We start from the raw sequence: 15,866 nt of genomic DNA on the forward strand, positions 1-15,866 counted from the left end.
ATCTGCTCCTTCTGTCATCTCTTCATTCTCATTTGTCTTGGTCGTCACCGGCGGGCCGGTTCAGTCTCTGGGCAACGGCATCAGCGCGGGCGATGCACGCGGGAATGCCGACTCCGCCGTACGCGGATCCGGCGAGTTCAAGGCCGGGCAGGTCCGCGATCTCGGCGTCGATGGCGGCGATGCGTCCGGCATGGCCAGGCAGGTACTGCGGCAGCGCGGAGTCCCAGCGTTGGACTTCGGCGCTCAGCAGCTGCGCTTCCGGGCGGGAAGTGATCGTCTGCCAATCGGCGAAGGCGCGTTCGATGATCTCCTCATCGGACAGGCTGCCCCACACCTCGGGTCCATCGCCGAAACGTCCGATGCTCATCCGCACCAGGGCCGTGCCCGCGGGGATATGGGCGGCCGTCCACGGCCATTTGTTCGACACGAAGGTCGAGGCCTTGATGAATGTGCCCTCGGTGACGGGGACGAGGAATCCCGAACCGTCCAGCTCGACTCCCCCGAGATCGACGAGCGCCGCGACCAACGCGGTGGAGGCGTAGGGGACGGACTGCAGTGCTGCGGCCGCGGTGGGGGCCGCCTCGGCGAGGAGTCCCGCGCTGACGTGGGCAGGGGTGGCGAGGACGAGCCCGTCGGACTCGATATCGGTCCCGTCCGCGGTCACCGTCCAAGTGCGACCGTCACGCCGGATACCGGTGACACCGGCGCCGAGGCGGACCTGACCTCCTCGGGCCTCGATCGCCTCGTGCAGGGTCGGGATGAGGCGGTTGATCCCGCCTTCGAAGCTCATGAACACCGGTTCTGCAGGTCGTCCCGGGGCAGCCGCTTGAGCATCGCGTGCGGCAAGCAGCTGCGCCACGAGGTCGAGCACCGAGGTGCCCTCGACGGCGGCGGGCAGCAGGGCAGGAACCGTCTCGGCCAGGGACAGGTCCCGGCAGCGGCCCGCATACACTCCGCCGAGCAGCGGATCGACGAGGGAGTCGACGATGGCATCGCCGAGGCGCTCGGCCAGGAACGCACCCAGCGAGACATCGTCGCCGTCGATCGGGGGCGTCAGCTGCTCGGCAGCCAGACGTTCGGCCGCCTCGGTGCCGATGAGGGATTCGACCTCGGCGGCTTCGGCGGGCACTCCCATGATCGTCCGTTTGGGAATCGCGTGCAGGTCTCCCCGGCTCAGCACCTGCGAACTGTGGTGTGTCGAAGGGAACACCGAGTCGAGGCCGAGTTCGGCGGCCAGGCTCTTGGTCTCCGGACGTCGGTTGAGGCTCGCTTCGGCTCCGGTGTCGATGCCGACGGGCACGGCACCATCGAGCGTGGTCGATTTCAGGCAGCCGCCGAGACGGTCGCCCGCCTCCAGGACTGTCACGTCGTGGTCGGCGGAGAGACGGTGGGCGGCGACGAGACCGGAGACCCCTCCCCCGACGACGGTGATCTGACTCATCCGATCAGCCGCGGTTGCCGAGGATCTCTGCCGAGACGCGGTGCACGAGGTCGACCACGCGACCGGGCACCTCTGGGTCGGTATCGGGCAGCACGCCGTGTCCGAGGTTGAAGACGAATCCGCGATCGAGCTCGAGTCCCTTGCGCACGATGGCCTCGACACGAGCGGACAGCGCCTCCCATGGGGCGAAGAGCAGGGCCGGGTCCAGATTGCCCTGGAGCGCCTGACCGGGCTTGACCCGAGTGGCGGCGTCGGCGAGGTCGACGCGGAAGTCGACGCCGACGGCGGTGGATCCGGCCTGGGCCATGGAGCCGAGGAGCTCACCGGTCTGCACGCCGAAGTGGATGCTCGGCACATCGTGGCCGGACAGTGCGTCGAAGACGGCGGTGGAGTGTTCGAGGACGTGGTTCTCGTAGTCCTCCCGGCAGAGGTAGCCGGCCCAGGAGTCGAAGAGCTGGAAGGCCTTGGCTCCGGCGTTCAGCTGCACGTCGATGAATGTCGCCGACATCTGTGCGAGCTTGCCCAGGAGCGCGGAGAACGCCTCGGGGTCGGAGGCCATGAGGGACTTCGTCTTCTCATGGTTCTTGCTCGGCCCGCCTTCGATGAGGTAGCTGGCCAGGGTGAACGGGGCGCCGGCGAACCCGATGACCGGGGTGGCATCGCCGAGTTCGGCGGTCACTCGCTGGATCGATTCGGTGATATCGGGGATATCGGAGGCTTCGAGTCCGGGAAGGGCGTCGATATCGGCGCGGGAGCGCACCGGGGACGCGATGACCGGGCCGACGCCGGGGACGATCTCCACATCGACGCCGGCGGCCTGGAGCGGGACGACGATATCGGAGAAGAAGATGGCCGCGTCGACGCCGTGGCGGCGGACCGGCTGCAGAGTGATCTCGGAGACCATCTCGGGGTCGCGGCAGGCATCGAGCATCTGGGTACCTTCGCGCAGCTTGCGGTACTCGGGCAGGGAGCGGCCGGCCTGCCGCATGAACCAGACGGGAGTGTGCGAAACCGGCTCCGAACGCAGGGCAGCCAACAAGGGTGATGTCATGGCTCCATCTTCCCATTCTTCGATCGCACATGCCCACTCGATCTCGGTTTCAAGACGGGCCGTCTTGCCGTCTCAGAATGCGGCCGAGGACGGCGTCCGAAGGATTGTCCGGGGCCGCCTCGGCGTGGATGATTCCCCTGCCGGCACGGCTGATCTATCGTGGCAACTGTGGTCAACACCTCACCTCTCAATCGCATTCCGGCGGAGTTCTCCGCCGTGACGTCGGTGCTGCGTCAGGCGCGCAGCACGAACAACGTGTCGATTTCCGAGATCCCCGCCCCGGCCCGGCTGGCCCCCTACTCCTATGCTCTCGGTGCCGAGGTCAGCGCCGACGAGACGTTCCTGCGGGCCAGCGGCGAGACCATCGATGAGCTCGCCACCGGCCGCATCGTCGTCCTCTTTGACCCCGCCGCCCCGGAGGAATGGGAAGGCTCGTTCCGGGTGGTCTCCTATATCCGCGCCGAACTCGAACACGAACTCGGCAATGAGACGATGCTCGGCCATGTGGCGTGGAGCTGGCTCGAGGATGCCCTCGACTCCAACGACTGCCAGGTGCTCGCCGCCGGCGGGACGACCACTCGGGTGCTGTCCGAGAGCTTCGGCACCTTGGCCGATCGCCCGGCCACGATAGACTTGGAGCTGCGCGCTTCGTGGACACCCGTGATTGACGAGCCGGATCTGATCGGCAATCACTTCGAAGCCTGGATCGATCTGCTCAGCACAGTCGCCGGACTGCCACCACTTCCTGAAGGAGTCACAGCCCTGCCCGGGCGCCGTCGATGACAACCGAACTACCGCTTTTGGAAACACCCGCGAACGGCATCCCCGACGTCGTCGACACCCCGGAGGATCTCTCCTCCTCGATCGCCAGTCTGGCCGCCGCCGCGGGGCCCATCGCCATCGACGCCGAACGAGCTTCGGGAATCAGATACGGTCAGCGCGCCTTCCTCGTTCAGCTGCGCCGTGAGGGTGCAGGCACGTTCCTCCTCGATTCCGAGTCTCTCGGTGATCTCAGCGAGCTCAACCCGGCGCTTGGGTCCGATGAGTGGGTCATCCATTCGGTGACACAGGATCTGCCGTGCCTGCAGGAGCGTGGGATGCGCCCGGCGGCCCTGTTCGACACCGAGCTGGCCGCCAGGCTGCTCGGATGGGAGAAGTTCGGTCTGGCCGCTGTCGCCGAGCGCACTCTGGGTGTGCGACTGGCGAAGGAGCATTCGGCCGCCGATTGGTCGACGCGTCCGCTGCCGAAGGAGTGGCTGAACTATGCCGCCCTCGACGTCGAGGTGCTCTTGCCGATCCGCGACATCCTCCACCAGCAGCTGCTCGATTCCGGCCGGTGGGAGTTTGCGCGGCAGGAGTTCACGCACCTGCTCGATTTCACCCCGAAGCATTTCGCTGAGCCGTGGCGGCGCACGCATGGGCTGTCGAAGATCAAGTCCCGCCGGGACATCGCCCGGGTCCGTGAGCTCTGGCAGGCACGGGACTCCATGGCGCGCGAGGCCGACCTGGCTCCGTCGAAGATCCTGCGCGATCGTGACCTCGTCGCCCTCGCACAGTCCGGTGTGAAGTCCAGCGATGACATCCTGGCGCAGTGGCGCCGGCTCTCCCGTGCCGAGGCGGCCCGACTCTTCCGTGCCTACCGCAAGGCCTCCCGGTTGGGTGCCGAAGAGCTGCCGGGACGGTTCGAACGCGGACGGTCGAAGCGCAGCGCGTTCAATCCGGCGGAGCTCAAGGAGCGGGTGGCGGCGCTGAAGGCCGCAATGTCGGAGCTCTCCGACGAGCTGACGATCCCCCATGATGTGCTCCTCCAGCCGGCAATCGTGAAGTCCCTGGCTGCGGAGTCGAACGTCGATGTCGAGGATTACCTAGCCGAGGCGGGGGCACGGCCCTGGCAGGTCGGGCTCAGTGCCCCCGCGCTGAAGAAGACCCTGGCCGGACTCCCCCAGGCCTGAACCTCCCGCTGCGCAGCGGGAATTCTCAACCTCACACCGCGCGGCGGGCGCTCTGATCGGCTCGGTCGGCCACCTCGGCGGGCAGGGCACGCAGGATCTCGGACACGATCGTGTCGACGTCGAGGCCCACCTCGGTGAGGATCTCTTCGCGCGTTCCCTGCGGCAGGAACTCATCGGGGACTCCGAGTTCGAGCACCCCGATCCGCGAGTCGGCTTCGCGCAGGTCGGAGCGGATCTGCGAACCGATGCCGCCGATCTTCACACCGTCTTCCAGCACTGCCACGAGGCTGTGGGCGGCTGCGAGGCCGATGACGGATTCGGGCACGGGCAGTACCCATCTGGGATCGATGATCGTCGCGCTCAGTCCCTGCTCGGCCAGTCGGTCGGCGACGTCACCGGCCAGCCTGGCGAATGGTCCCACGGAGACGATGAGCACATGGGATTCGGAACCGGTCGGTCGCTCACGGAGGATGTCGACGCCGTCGTCGAGCCGCCTCAGCACCGGGATGTCGGCACCGACGCTGCCGCGGGGGAATCTCACCACGGTCGGTGCGTCTTCGACGGTGACGGCTTCGCGCAGCTCTTCGGTCAGTCGGGCGGCATCGCGGGGTGCGGCCAGGCGCAGGCCGGGGACGACGCGGAGCATCGCGATGTCCCAGATTCCGTGGTGGCTGGCTCCGTCGGGGCCGGTGATTCCGGCGCGGTCGAGGACGAAGGTCACGCCTTGGCGGTGGAGGGCGACGTCCATGAGCACTTGGTCGAAGGCGCGGGATAGGAACGTCGAGTAGATGCACACGACCGGGTGGAGTCCGCCGAAGGACAGGCCAGCGGCGGAGGCGACTGCATGCTGTTCGGCGATGCCGACGTCGAAGACGCGGTCGGGGAATTCCTCGGCGAATTTCGCCAGTCCCACGGGCAGGAGCATGGCTGCGGTGACAGCGACGATGTCCTTGCGCTCTTCGGCGAGTTCGCAGATCTCGGTGCCGAACACGGAGGTCCATGACGTGGATTTCGACAGTGTCGATCTCCCGGTGACGGGGTCGATGACGCCGACGGAGTGGAACTGGTCGGCGTCGTCGTTGACGGCCGGGTCGAATCCGTGGCCCTTCTGCGTGATCATGTGGACGATGATGGGGCCGCCGTCGAACTGTTTGGCCAGCTGCAGGGCTTTTTCAACCGAGGGCAGATCGTGTCCGTCGACAGGTCCCAAGTATTTGATGCCGAGTTCGTCGAACATTCCGGTCTCGGGCGGGCTGACCATGTCCTTGAGTCCGCGTTTGACGCCGTGGATGGCGCTGTAGGCGGCGCGACCGGGCCGGCCGGATTGGCGCAGAGTCTCTTTGCCCCAGCTGAGGAGCTTCTCGTAGCTCGAGGTGGTGCGCAGTTCGTCGAGGTGGGCGGCGAATCCGCCGACGGTCGGGGCGTAGGAGCGGCCGTTGTCGTTGACGATGATGACCAGTCGCCTCGGCGGGGTGGAAGTGTCGGCAGCGATGGTGTTGAGCGCTTCCCAAGCCATTCCTCCGGTCAGGGCACCGTCGCCGATGACGGCGACGACGTGGCGATCAGTCTCACCGGTGAGTTGGCGGGCTTTTGCGATGCCGTCGGCCCAGGACAGGGACGTGGAGGCGTGCGAATTCTCGACGACGTCGTGGGCGCTCTCGGACCGGCTCGGGTAGCCGGAGAGTCCGTCGCGCTGCCGCAGGGTGGAGAATTCGTTCCGACGGCCGGTGAGCAGTTTGTGCACGTACGTCTGGTGGCCGACGTCGAAGATGATGGTGTCGCGCGGCGAGTCGAAGGTGCGATGGAGGCCCATGGTCAGTTCGACGACGCCGAGGTTGGGGCCGAGGTGTCCACCCGTGCCGGACACAGTCGTGATGAGGTAGTCGCGGATCTCTTTGGCCAGTACGTCGCATTCTGATGCGTCGAGGCGGCGCAGATCGGCAGGCGAGCCGAGGGATTCGAGCAAGGTCATGCGGCCTCAGTTCTGACGACATCGTTGGCGGACAGATTCCATTCGCCCCATCCTATCTCTCACGCGCGCGTCCCTCACCCTTCATCGCACGGATCCGGACACGACGAAGGCCGGTGGGAAGAATCCCACCGGCCCTCGCTGTGTTCCGGTTCAGCGCCTCAGCGCGAACCGTTTGCCGCGAGTCGCAGACTCACAGCGCTTCAGCACATCTCCTGCGATCAGGCTTCTGCGAGCTGACGCAGAACGTACTGCAGGATGCCGCCATTGCGGTAGTAGTCGGCTTCACCCGGGGTGTCGATGCGGACGACGGCGTCGAATTCGACCTTCGTGCCGTCTTCCTTCTCGGCGGTGACCTTGACGGTCGCCGGGGTCTTGCCCTCGTTGAGCTCCGTGACGCCTTCGATGGAGAAGATCTCTGTGCCGTCGAGTCCGAGCGAATCAGCGGATTCGCCGGCGGGGAACTGCAGCGGCAGAACGCCCATGCCGATGAGGTTCGAGCGGTGGATGCGCTCGAAGCTTTCGGTGATGACGGCTTCGACGCCGAGCAGCTTGGTGCCCTTTGCGGCCCAGTCGCGCGAGGATCCCGAACCGTACTCCTTGCCACCGAGCACGACCAGCGGGGTGCCGGCGGCCTGGTAGTTCACGGAGGCGTCGTAGATCGTCGTCTGCGGAGCGCCTTCCTGCGAGAAGTCGCGGGTGAAGCCACCCTGGACTCCGTCGAGGAGCTGGTTCTGCAGACGGATGTTCGCGAACGTTCCGCGGATCATGACTTCGTGGTTGCCGCGACGCGAGCCGTAGGAGTTGAAGTCCTTGCGCTCGACACCGTGCTCGACGAGGTACTTGCCGGCCGGGGTGTCGGCCTTGAAGGAACCTGCAGGCGAGATGTGGTCGGTGGTCACCGAGTCGCCGAGCTTCGCGAGCACGCGAGCACCCTTGATGTCCTCGACGGCTTCGGGCTTGAGACCCATGCCGTCGAAGAAGGTGGGCTTGCGCACGTAGGTCGACTTGTCGTCCCACTCGAAGATCTTGCCTTCGGGGGTGTCGAGCTGCTGCCAGCGCTCGTCACCGTCGAAGATGCGACCGTATTCGCTGTCGAACATATCGGTCGAGATCGACGAGGCGATGACCGACTCGACCTCTTCCGGCGAAGGCCACAGATCCTTGAGGTAGACATCGACACCGTCGTTGTCCTTGCCCAGGGGCTGGTTCTCGAAGTCGAAGTCCATGGTTCCGGCCAGCGCGTAGGCGATGACCAGCGGAGGCGAAGCCAGGTAGTTCATCTTCACGTCCGGGCTGATGCGACCTTCGAAGTTGCGGTTGCCCGACAGGACAGCGGTGACCGAGAGGTCGTTGTCCTGGATGCTGTTCGAGATCTCCGAGTCAAGCGGACCGGAGTTGCCGATGCAGGTGGTGCAGCCGTAGCCGACGATGTAGAAGTTCAGCGCCTCGAGATCCTCGATGAGGCCGGCCTTCTCGTAGTAGTTCGTCACGACCTTCGAGCCCGGAGCGATCGAGGTCTTGACCCACGGCTTCGAGTTGAGTCCGCGCTTGCGGGCATTGCGTGCCAGCAGGCCGGCGGCCATCATCACCGAGGGGTTCGAGGTGTTCGTGCACGAGGTGATCGAAGCGATCGCCACGGCACCGTTGGCCAGCTCGAAGTTGCGTCCGTCAGCGGTGCTGACGTCCACGGACTTGTTCTCTTCGCCGGGAGCGGCGTAGTTGTGGATGTCCTTGGCGAACTGGTTCTTAGCGTCAGAGAGCTCGATGCGGTCCTGCGGGCGCTTCGGTCCGGAGATCGAGGGCACCACGGTGGACAGGTCGAGTTCGATGTACTCGGAGTACTCGACTTCGTTCTCCGGATCGTGCCAGAGTCCCTGCGTCTTGGCGTAGTCCTCGACGAGCTGGATCTGCTCGTCCGTGCGGCCGGTGAGCTTGAGGTAGTCGATGGTGACTTCGTCGATCGGGAAGATCGCGGCGGTCGAACCGAACTCGGGGCTCATGTTGCCGATGGTGGCGCGGTTGGCCAGCGGCACCTCGGCGACGCCCTTGCCGTAGAACTCGACGAACTTGCCGACGGCACCGTGCTGACGGAGCATATCGGTGATCGTGAGGACGACGTCTGTTGCGGTCACACCGGAGGGGATCTCACCGGTGAGCTTGAAGCCGACGACGCGCGGGATGAGCATCGACACGGGCTGGCCGAGCATGGCGGCCTCTGCCTCGATGCCGCCGACGCCCCAACCGAGCACACCGAGGCCATTGACCATCGTGGTGTGCGAGTCGGTGCCGACCAGGGTGTCCGGGTAAGCCCGGAGGACTCCGTCGACCTCGCGCGGCATGACCACGCGAGCCAGGTGCTCGATGTTGACCTGGTGGACGATGCCCATGCCTGGAGGCACGACCTTGAAGTCTTCGAATGCGGTCTGTCCCCAGCGCAGGAACTGGTAGCGCTCACCGTTGCGCTGGTATTCGATGTCCATGTTGAGTTCGACGGCGTCAGCGGTGCCGAAGCGGTCGATCTGCACCGAGTGGTCGATGACCAGCTCGGCCGGAGCCAGCGGGTTCACCTGATCCGGGCTGCCGCCGAGTTCGACGACCTTCTCGCGCATGGTGGCGAGGTCGACGATGCAGGGCACACCGGTGAAGTCCTGCATCACCACACGAGCCGGGGTGAACTGGATCTCAGTATCGGGTTCGGCACTGGGGTCCCAGCTGCCGAGGGCTTCAATATGTTCCGAAGTGATGTTTGCGCCGTCTTCCGTGCGCAGCAGGTTCTCCAACAGCACCTTGAGGCTGAAGGGAAGCTTCTCCGACCCTTTGACCTTGTCCAGGCGATAGATCTCATAATCCTTATCGCCTACGGTCAGGGTGCTCTTCGATTTGAACGTATCGACGTTGCTCATCGTGATTCTCCTGTTTCATCCGATACTCATCCAAGAAACCGGGTCCGTCCGACTCGGCGGTCGGACCCTTGCATCACGCACCGATTTACGCGACACATATGTTTCCAAAAGTATCTTGACGTCAAGATAAATTCTATCGCATTTGAGGGGCTTTGACCACCATGGCACACGGAGCCGCGATTCGCTTCGATCGGGTTTTCCGCAGGCCCTCGTGCGGGCATCACCAGGGCCGCGGCCGGGCCTCACGGCCTAGCGTGAGAAGCACAGTCGCAAGAGGCATCGCACCAGCATGCCGCCACCGAGGAGATCCCATGGACCCGTTCACCCTACGCGCCGGATTCGGCTTCGGCGCACTGCTCGTCGGCATCATCTTCGCCGTCATCTGCAGCTCATTCGCAAAGGAGAAGGGCCGCTCCGGCGGCTGGTGGGGGCTGTGGGGATTCCTCACGACGTTCATCGCCCTCATCGCGCTCGTCCTCCTCCCCCGCCGCGCGGTCACCGCCGCAGGACGGTGACCGTCTCGAGGTGCGAAGTCAGCGGGAAGAGATCGAACCCGGTGAGGCTCTCGATCGCGAATCCCCCGCCGGTGAGCGCCGCGAGGTCCCGGGCCAGCGTGGCCGGGTCACAGGAGACGTAGACCAGGGTGCGCGCCGATGATTCGATGATCGCCGAGGTGGCCTTCCTCCCCGCACCCGCCCGTGGCGGGTCGAGGATGATGACTTCCGAATCGGGCAGTCGGGCACGATCGACGCTGAGTGCGAGGAACTGGGCCTCGAGGTCAGGGGCGTTGTCTCGAGCATGTGCGATGGCCGCTTCCACTCCTTCGACGCCGAACAGGGGTGCGCCGGTGGCCCGGGCGGCGGAGATGCCGAGGAGTCCGACCCCGCAGTAGAGGTCGGTGATCGCATCGACATCGGCAGGCAGTGCATCGACGACTCTGGAGCTGAGCAGTCCGGCCGCTTCCCGGTGGACCTGCCAGAAGCCGTCGGCTCGCACGGTGAAGTCACGGCCGTCCACCTTTTCGGTCAGGGTGCTGTCTCCGCGGAGCACTCGCAGTGCGGGAGCGGGCGCATGGGCGCGACCGCGACCACGGGGACGACCACCGCGGCCACGGCCGCGGTTCTTCTCCGGTCCGGCCGCCTCGGCGAGGAGGGAGAAGGAGGTCGGCAGCCAGGAGTCGATCTCGTCGAGGACCTGTGGCGTGGGCCGACCACGGACGATGAGCGCACCGTGGTCGCCGGCCCACGCGAATTCAAGACGGCGAACGCCGGGCGCATGGAGTGCCGCGATGTCGAGGTCGTGCAGGGCTCCGGCAGCCAGGGGCGGCGCGGTCACGGAGATGACCTCGTGTGACCTGGGGGCGAGCATTCCGGCCCGTCCTTCGTCGTCGACGGCCAGCTGCACACGCGTGCGCCAGTCCGTGCCGTCAGTCTCTGCCGGTGCGGGCAGCACCTCGGCGTCGAGGTCGATATGCCCGATGCGTGAGAGCTGGTCGGTCAGCACTTCGGCTTTGAGCCTGCGGGAGTGGGCGAGGTCGACGTGCGCGAACTCCATCCCGCCGAACCCGGCCGAACCGGTGGATACATAGTCGAGGCGACGGTCGGGCACGCGGTGGGCGGAGGCCTCGACCACCTCGGTGACGGTGGCCCGGAGGAAACGGGCGGGCGGTCCTTCCTCGGTGCGGACTCGGACCTTCTCGCCGGGCAGGGCTCCGGAGACGAAGACGACCTGGCCGTCGTGTCGGGCGATGGAGGTGCCGCCGGCCGCCGGTGCCTCGATGTCGAGGGTGAGTTCCTGGGCGGGTACCGAAGTGTCGCTCATGCGTGTTCTAGGCCTGTCTGTACAGCGAGGTGTCGGAATCGGGTCCGTCTCCGCCGTACTGTCGAGAGAAGGATTTCAGTCGCCAGGGCACGGAGACCACGACGACGTTGGGTACCAGCAGAAGTCGGGTGCGCAGTTTGAGCGCCACCTGGTTGTGCAGGATGTGCTCCCACCAGCGGCCGACGACGAACTGCGGGATGTAAACGATGACGAGGTCGCGCGGCGATCTGCGGCGGATGGCGAGGATATGGGCCAACATCGGGCGGACGAGTTCGCGGTACGGGGAGCCGAGCACGGTCAGCGGAACCGGCAGCTCCATCTGGTTCCACCGCTTCTGCAGATCGGCCGCTGCCTCTTCGTCCACGGCCACGGTGACGGCTTCGAGCTGGCTCGACCGGGTCACCCGTGCGTAGGACAGTGCCCGCAGCGTCGGTTTGTCGATTTCGCTGACGACGACGATGGCGTGGGTGTTCGACGGGATCGTCCGTGAGTTCACATCCGCGTCGGGGGCGAGCTCGCGGGTCACACGCGAGTAGTGGCGGTGGATGGCTCCCATGACGAGGTAGAGCCCGGCCATGGCGACGACGGCCAGCCAGGCGCCGGCGAGGAACTTCGAGACGATGACGACGATGAGGACGCCGGCGGCGAGCACACAGCCGACGGTGTTGACGACCCGGTTGAAATGCATGCGCACACGGGTCTTCGAGTCGATGACCAGGCGCAGTCGTTTGCGCCAGTGCAGGACCATTCCCGCTTGGCCCAGGACGAAGCTGGCGAAGACTCCGACGAGGTAGAGCTGGATGAGCACCGTCGCCGAGGCGGATGTGGCGATGACGAGGACGATCGCCGCCGCGGCCAGCAGCAGGATGCCGTTGGAGAACGTGAGCCTGTCACCCTTCGTCGCCAGCTGCCGCGGCAGGAATTCGTCACGGGCCAGGCGTGAGGCCAGTCCGGGGAAGCCTTCGACCGCTGTGTTCGCGGCAGCGATGAGGACGAGTGCGGTGATGAGGACGACGATGAAGAACATCACCGGAGCGTTGTCGAAGATCGCGTGGGCGAGCTGCGCGAGGACGGGTTCCTGTTCGTATTCGGCGCTGACCGGGCTGCCGTCGGCGCGGACGAGGTAGATATGCGGGTCGTCGACGTATTTGATGCCGGTGACCGACGCCAGATAGGTCAGGCCCGTGAGCATGAGTGCGGCGAGCAGTCCCGACAGCAGCAGGGTGTTGCCGGCGTTCTTGCCGCGCGGCTTCTTGAATGCGGGAACTGCTGTGGCCACGGTCTGCACACCGGCCAGGGCGACGGCTCCGGAGGAGAATGCGCGCAGGACGATGAGGACGGTGGCCAGACCGAGAGTCGCCTGGTCGCCGATATTGCTGTGCACGATCGTGTAGTCCGCGGTCTGGGCGTGCGGGGTGTCGCCGAGTCCGACGCGGATGAGGCCGACGGACATCGTGAGGAACACGGCGCCGAGGAACAGATAGGTCGGCACGGCCAACAGCATCGGGGTGGCTCGTGAGCCGCGCAGACCGGCGAAGCAGATGAGGAGAATGCCGACGATGGCCACGGGCACTCGGTAGGGCGCAAGCGCCGGGAACGCCGTGGTGATATAGGCGGCGAAGACCGTCATCGACACGGCCAGCGTGAGCACATAGTCGACGAGGAGGGCCGCGGCCACGACGAGTCCGGCACCGGAGCCGAGGTTCTTCGAGGCCACCTCGTAGTCGCCGCCGCCGGAGGGGTAGGCCTTGACGTTGATGCGGTAGCAGGCGACGATCACGAGGATGACGATGCCGACGGCCACACCGATCCAGGGGGCCACGGTCAGGGCCACGAGTGAGGTCAGTGACAGTGCCAGCAGGATCTCGTCGGGGGCATAGGCCACCGACGAGAGCATGTCGGAGGCGAAGACGGGCATCGCGATGCGCTTCTTCAGCGCAGGCGCACGCCTGTCCTCACTGCGGAAGGGCCGTCCAACGAGTAGTCTTTTGACGGCATCAGAAAAACTGCTGGCCACGGCAACCAATGGTAGATCACTGCGGAGAGGAAAACCCATGCACTTCGTGATTATGGGCTGCGGCCGAGTCGGGGCATCCCTGGCCAAGGCCCTTGATGCGAATGGGCACTCCGTCGCCGTCGTCGACCGGGACCCCGACGCATTCCTCAAACTCGGTCGCGATTTCAGCGGCTCGACGATCACAGGGGTCGGTTTCGACCGTGAGACCCTGTCTCAGGCGAAGACCGCCGAGGCCTTCGCGTTCGCCGCGGTCTCCAGCGGTGACAATTCGAATATCCTCGCCGCGCGTGTCGCCCGCGAGACTTTCGGTGTGAGCAATGTCGCCGCTCGCATCTACGATCCCGACCGGGCGCAGGTCTTCGAGCGCCTCGGCATCCCCACCGTGCCCACCGTGCGGTGGACGGCTGAGCAGGTGATGCGCAAGATCATCCCGCAGGGGTCGATCACCGAATACCGTGAGCCCTCGGGCAAACTCGTCCTCGCCGAGGTGCATCTGGACCCGGGCTGGGTGGCGCGTCCGATCAAGGAGATCGAATCCCGGACCAAGGCGCGCGTCGCCTACGTCACCCGCCTGTCCGAGGGCATCGTCGCCCACGATGACCTGCTCCTCCAGGATGGGGATCTCGTTCATCTCATGGCTCCGGTCGACCGCCTCGGCGAGATCGAACGGATCCTCGATCAGCCCGTGCGAACCGTGGAGGAAGAAGAATGAGGGTCATCATCGCCGGAGCCGGATCCGTGGGACGGTCGGTGGCCAGGGAGCTGCTGGACAAGGAGCATTCGGTCCTGCTCATCGACCAGAGCAAGGAAGCGCTGGGTCATGAGCGCATTCCGGGCGCCGAATGGCTGCTCTCCGATGCGTGTGAGCTCGCCGGTCTCGCCGAGGCGGGGCTGGAGGAGGCCGATGTCGTCGTGGCTGCAACTGGCGACGACAAGACCAATCTGGTGCTCTCCCTGCTTGCGAAGACCGAGTTCGGGGTGCCGCGGACGGTGTCGCGCGTGAATAATCCGAAGAACGAATGGCTCTTCGACGACAACTGGGGCGTCGATGTCGCGGTCTCCACTCCGCGCCTGATGACCGCGCTCGTCGAGGAGGCCGTGGAGGTCGGCGGCCTGGTCCACCTGATGAGCTTCGAACGGGGTCAGGCAGGGCTGCTCGAGTTCACCGTGCACGAGAACGCCGACCTCGTGGCCGAGCGCGTCGGCGGGATCACCTTCCCGCTCGATACGGTGCTGGTGGCGATCATCCGCAATTCGCGGGCGTTCGCTCCGAGCGCCGATGATGTCATCGAGGCAGGGGACGAACTGTTCTTCCTCTCCTCCCCCGATCAGGAGCCGGCGCTGCTCGCACTGCTGCAGGAGACCGCGGCGACCGAAGAGAATGCCGAGGGCTGAAGCCAGGCGTCTGTGGCCGTTATGTCGCTGAGACGGTTCAGTCGCAGTGACAGAGTCGCCGGTCAGTTCAGCCCTTGAACCCGGTCAGTCCTCGGAATCGTCGCGCGTCTGTACGAGTTCGTAGACGGGGTTGTGCGCAGTGAGCACTCCGTCCTTGCCGCAGAATCGTCCTTCCAAGACGATGAGGGATCCGGGACGGATGCCGCTGATCTCTCGACGTCCGAGGAATTGCGCGCGGGCTTCGCCGGTGCCGTCGTCAACGGTGATGTCGAGCCTGGGGCTGTCACCGCTGCACGACTGAGTCGTCGCCGAAACGACCCCGGCGATGCGTGAGGTCTTACGCGCCTCGAGCTCTTCGACCGGGATGGCGCCGGGGATCTGACTGACCAGACGCAGATCAGCCCTGGCCTCGGCGTCCCGGGATCCGAACTCACGCACGAGGCGGGGAATGAGGTTCCGCATCGGAGCTCAGCGGACCTCTGTGATCTCGGGGCCGCGCTCGAAGGGGTTGAGCTCGTCCTCGTCCTTCTCCTCCGTCTCGTCCTGATCGACCTGCGGAGCGGTCAGCGCGATGAGCTCACGGGGAGCCATGGCTTCCTCGCCGCGGTCGACGACGACTCCGCGGAAGAGTGCGGACAGTTCGGCGCGCACCTCGTCATCGGTCACGGCCTTGCCGGAGAACACTGCGCGGACGAACCAGCGTGGCCCGTCGATGCCGGCGAAGCGCATGGCGCGTTTGCCGGGGCGACCGGATTCCGTCTTCGCCGGAACCTCGATGGCCAGTTCCTTGCCGAGCGAGGTGTGCAGTTCGGTCGATTCACCGCCCTGTTTGGTCACGGACTCGGCGAGCTGACCGCGCACAGTGTTCCACAGACCTTCGGAACGTGGCGTCGCGAATGCCTGCAGCTGGATGCCTCCGCCGTCGTGGATGAGGGTCACGGCCAGCACGCGCTGAGAATCGTCGTCGGTGTCGAGGCGCACCTGCATTCCGTCGACGACGGGCACCTTCAGAGCACCGAGGTCGAGACGGTCATGTTCCGGGTATTCCTCGGAGATGTCGAACGGGCCCTTCTCGGACCGGTCGAAGGGTGCTGATTTCTCCAGCAGTGCTTCTTCCTCGTCGAGGTCATCGTCGGAATCGGCTGCGTCGGTCTCGGCGTCATCGACATCGGCGTCGTCGTCTGCACGATCGGCCGCCTCGGTGTCGGTGTCCTGAGCATCGAGCTCATCGTCGTCGGTGAGCTCGTCATCGGCGCGGACGTCGTCATCGGTCGTCGGTGTGGATTTCTTGAACCGGGAGAAAAGTCCCATGAG

General features: G+C 65.8%; 13 protein-coding genes. 5 read left to right on the plus strand and 8 right to left on the minus strand.

Going from position 1 to position 15,866, the window contains the following annotated elements; all coding sequences use genetic code 11:
• Nucleotides 1–28: 28 nt before the first annotated feature.
• Nucleotides 29–1,441: a protoporphyrinogen oxidase gene (hemG, locus tag BEP01S_RS10600; protein WP_062242947.1), complete on the minus strand. Its 1,413-nt coding sequence runs from the start codon at nt 1,439–1,441 to the stop codon at nt 29–31.
• A gap of 4 nt (nt 1,442–1,445) precedes the next feature.
• Entirely contained in the window at nt 1,446–2,492 is a 1,047-nt protein-coding gene (gene hemE, locus BEP01S_RS10605; protein ID WP_062242950.1) for a uroporphyrinogen decarboxylase, read from the minus strand.
• Between the two features lie 168 nt (nt 2,493–2,660).
• Between hemE and BEP01S_RS10610 the strand changes: the two genes are divergently transcribed.
• Nucleotides 2,661–3,275 (plus strand): DUF3000 domain-containing protein, encoded by a 615-nt coding sequence (locus tag BEP01S_RS10610; protein ID WP_062242954.1) that lies wholly within the window; start codon nt 2,661–2,663, stop codon nt 3,273–3,275.
• A gap of 17 nt (nt 3,276–3,292) precedes the next feature.
• Entirely contained in the window at nt 3,293–4,444 is a 1,152-nt protein-coding gene (locus tag BEP01S_RS10615) for an HRDC domain-containing protein (RefSeq protein ID WP_244882190.1), read from the plus strand.
• A 31-nt stretch (nt 4,445–4,475) separates the two neighbouring features.
• Here the strand turns inward: BEP01S_RS10615 and dxs are convergent, their stop codons facing one another.
• Nucleotides 4,476–6,416, minus strand: a complete 1,941-nt coding sequence (gene dxs / locus BEP01S_RS10620) for a 1-deoxy-D-xylulose-5-phosphate synthase (RefSeq protein WP_062242959.1) — start codon at nt 6,414–6,416, stop codon at nt 4,476–4,478.
• A 218-nt stretch (nt 6,417–6,634) separates the two neighbouring features.
• Nucleotides 6,635–9,319, minus strand: a complete 2,685-nt coding sequence (acnA, locus tag BEP01S_RS10625; protein ID WP_062242963.1) for an aconitate hydratase AcnA — start codon at nt 9,317–9,319, stop codon at nt 6,635–6,637.
• Between the two features lie 311 nt (nt 9,320–9,630).
• Between acnA and BEP01S_RS10630 the strand changes: the two genes are divergently transcribed.
• Nucleotides 9,631–9,834, plus strand: a complete 204-nt coding sequence (locus tag BEP01S_RS10630; protein WP_062242966.1) for a hypothetical protein — start codon at nt 9,631–9,633, stop codon at nt 9,832–9,834.
• Here the strand turns inward: BEP01S_RS10630 and BEP01S_RS10635 are convergent.
• A complete protein-coding gene (locus tag BEP01S_RS10635) occupies nt 9,815–11,140 on the minus strand; it encodes a class I SAM-dependent RNA methyltransferase (protein WP_062242969.1) in 1,326 nt (441 codons plus the stop codon). The two genes, BEP01S_RS10630 and BEP01S_RS10635, sit on opposite strands and share 20 nt — an antisense overlap.
• Before the next feature lie 7 nt (nt 11,141–11,147).
• Nucleotides 11,148–13,058, minus strand: coding sequence for an APC family permease (locus tag BEP01S_RS10640; RefSeq protein WP_082018887.1), 1,911 nt, complete (start codon nt 13,056–13,058; stop codon nt 11,148–11,150).
• A 136-nt stretch (nt 13,059–13,194) separates the two neighbouring features.
• On the opposite strand from BEP01S_RS10640, the gene BEP01S_RS10645 reads away from it, so the two are divergent.
• Nucleotides 13,195–13,869: a potassium channel family protein gene (locus BEP01S_RS10645; protein ID WP_062242972.1), complete on the plus strand. Its 675-nt coding sequence runs from the start codon at nt 13,195–13,197 to the stop codon at nt 13,867–13,869.
• Entirely contained in the window at nt 13,866–14,552 is a 687-nt protein-coding gene (locus tag BEP01S_RS10650) for a potassium channel family protein (RefSeq protein ID WP_062242975.1), read from the plus strand. Before BEP01S_RS10645 ends, BEP01S_RS10650 begins: the two co-directional genes overlap by 4 nt.
• A gap of 84 nt (nt 14,553–14,636) precedes the next feature.
• Here BEP01S_RS10650 and BEP01S_RS10655 read toward each other — a convergent pair whose 3' ends face one another.
• Both BEP01S_RS10655 and BEP01S_RS10660 read right to left on the minus strand, forming a co-directional pair.
• Complete coding sequence (locus BEP01S_RS10655; RefSeq protein WP_039209051.1) at nt 14,637–15,014, minus strand: OB-fold nucleic acid binding domain-containing protein; 378 nt, start codon at nt 15,012–15,014, stop codon at nt 14,637–14,639.
• A 6-nt stretch (nt 15,015–15,020) separates the two neighbouring features.
• On the minus strand, nt 15,021–15,863 hold the full coding sequence (locus BEP01S_RS10660; RefSeq protein ID WP_062242978.1) for a DUF3710 domain-containing protein: 843 nt from the start codon (nt 15,861–15,863) through the stop codon (nt 15,021–15,023).
• Nucleotides 15,864–15,866 lie beyond the last annotated feature (3 nt).

Origin of the sequence: Brevibacterium epidermidis NBRC 14811 (assembly GCF_001570805.1) — a bacterium.
In the GTDB taxonomy this organism is placed as follows: Bacteria; Actinomycetota; Actinomycetes; order Actinomycetales; family Brevibacteriaceae; genus Brevibacterium; species Brevibacterium epidermidis.